Source organism: Collinsella aerofaciens (assembly GCF_015670795.1).
GTDB lineage: Bacteria > Actinomycetota > Coriobacteriia > Coriobacteriales > Coriobacteriaceae > Collinsella > Collinsella aerofaciens_Q.
Genome location: NZ_JADPCJ010000051.1, coordinates 1 through 1,888, shown reverse-complemented (window position 1 = coordinate 1,888; position 1,888 = coordinate 1). Strand labels below are relative to the sequence as shown.

General features: G+C 62.6%; 1 rRNA gene. It reads right to left on the bottom strand.

Annotated features, from left to right (window positions below):
• Positions 1–200: 200 nt before the first annotated feature.
• Positions 201–1,706 (bottom strand): 16S ribosomal RNA (locus I4W09_RS10095).
• Positions 1,707–1,888: the final 182 nt, after the last annotated feature.

The window sequence follows — 1,888 nt, the reverse complement described above, 5'->3', positions numbered from 1 at the left end:
TTTTAATCGCAGAAAAGAATCGAGTCTGGAAGATGAATCTCTTCCATCTCTCTCCTATCGCTATGCGGCTCTCAAGGTACGCGGGTGCGACCCCGGGGACCGGGTGCTGCGGGGACTTCATCCAGGTCGGACATCTACCGGACGGGCTCCTGCCCTCTATTCGAGTTAAAGTTTGTCTCTCTAAGAATTTATCTCCCTAGAAAGGAGGTGATCCAGCCGCACCTTCCGGTACGGCTACCTTGTTACGACTTCACCCCCCTCACCCTCCACACCTTCGGCGCCTCCCCCCTCTCGGTTGGGCCGGCGACTTCGGGTGCAGACGACTCGGGTGGTGTGACGGGCGGTGTGTACAAGGCCCGGGAACGCATTCACCGCGGCATGCTGATCCGCGATTACTAGCAACTCCGACTTCATGGGGGCGGGTTGCAGCCCCCAATCCGAACTGGGGCCGGCTTTCCGGGATCCGCTCCCCCTCGCGGGGTGGCATCCCTCTGTACCGGCCATTGTAGCACGTGTGCAGCCCAGGGCATAAGGGGCATGATGACTTGACGTCGTCCCCGCCCTCCTCCGCCTTGACGGCGGCGGTCCCGCGTGGGTTCCCGGCATCACCCGATGGCAACACGCGGCGGGGGTTGCGCTCGTTGCGGGACTTAACCCAACATCTCACGACACGAGCTGACGACAGCCATGCACCACCTGTATGGGCTCCTCTCGGCCACGGGGTCTCCCCCGCTTCACCCATATGTCAAGCCCTGGTAAGGTTCTTCGCGTTGCTTCGAATTAAGCCACATGCTCCGCTGCTTGTGCGGGCCCCCGTCAATTCCTTTGAGTTTTAGCCTTGCGGCCGTACTCCCCAGGCGGGACGCTTAATGCGTTGGCTGCGGCACGGGGGGATCGTCCCCCCACACCTAGCGTCCATCGTTTACGGCTGGGACTACCAGGGTATCTAATCCTGTTCGCTCCCCCAGCTTTCGCGCCTCAGCGTCGGTCTCGGCCCAGAGGGCCGCCTTCGCCACCGGTGTTCCACCCGATATCTGCGCATTCCACCGCTACACCGGGTGTTCCACCCTCCCCTACCGGACCCAAGCCGCGGAGGTTCCGGGGGCTTCGGGGGGTTGAGCCCCCCGCTTCGACCCCCGGCCTGCCGGGCCGCCTACGCGCGCTTTACGCCCAATGAATCCGGATAACGCTCGCCCCCTACGTATTACCGCGGCTGCTGGCACGTAGTTAGCCGGGGCTTCTTCTGCAGGTACAGTCTTGACTCTTCCCTGCTGAAAGCGGTTTACGACCCGAAGGCCTCCGTCCCGCACGCGGCGTCGCTGCGTCAGGGTTCCCCCCATTGCGCAAGATTCCCCACTGCTGCCTCCCGTAGGAGTCTGGGCCGTGTCTCAGTCCCAATCTGGCCGGTCGGTCTCTCAACCCGGCTACCCGTTGTCGGCACGGTGGGCCGTCACCCCGCCGTCTACCTGATGGGCCGCGGAGCCATCCCCTCCCGTCGGGGCTTTAGCCGGGGTGCCATGCGGCACCCCGGGGTATCCGGTATTACCCGTCCTTTCGGGCGGCTATCCCGGGGGAGGGGGCAGGTTCTCCACGTGTTACTCAGCCGTTCGCCACTCGCTTCTGCCCGAGGGCAGGTGCCGTTCGACTTGCATGTGTTAGGCGCGCCGCCAGCGTTCATCCTGAGCCAGGATCGAACTCTCCGTCCAAAATATATGGGCTTCGAGCCCGTCCGGTCCTCTCAGTCCATCGCTGATCGGTTCCGTTCGATTCATATGGTTCTATTAGATAGGAAAAGGAATTTCTCGGGGCCGCCTCTCGGCGGCCTTGCGAAAAACAAATCCAAGTTAGACCATTTCAAATGGTTCGATGTCTGCCCGGATGCGACACT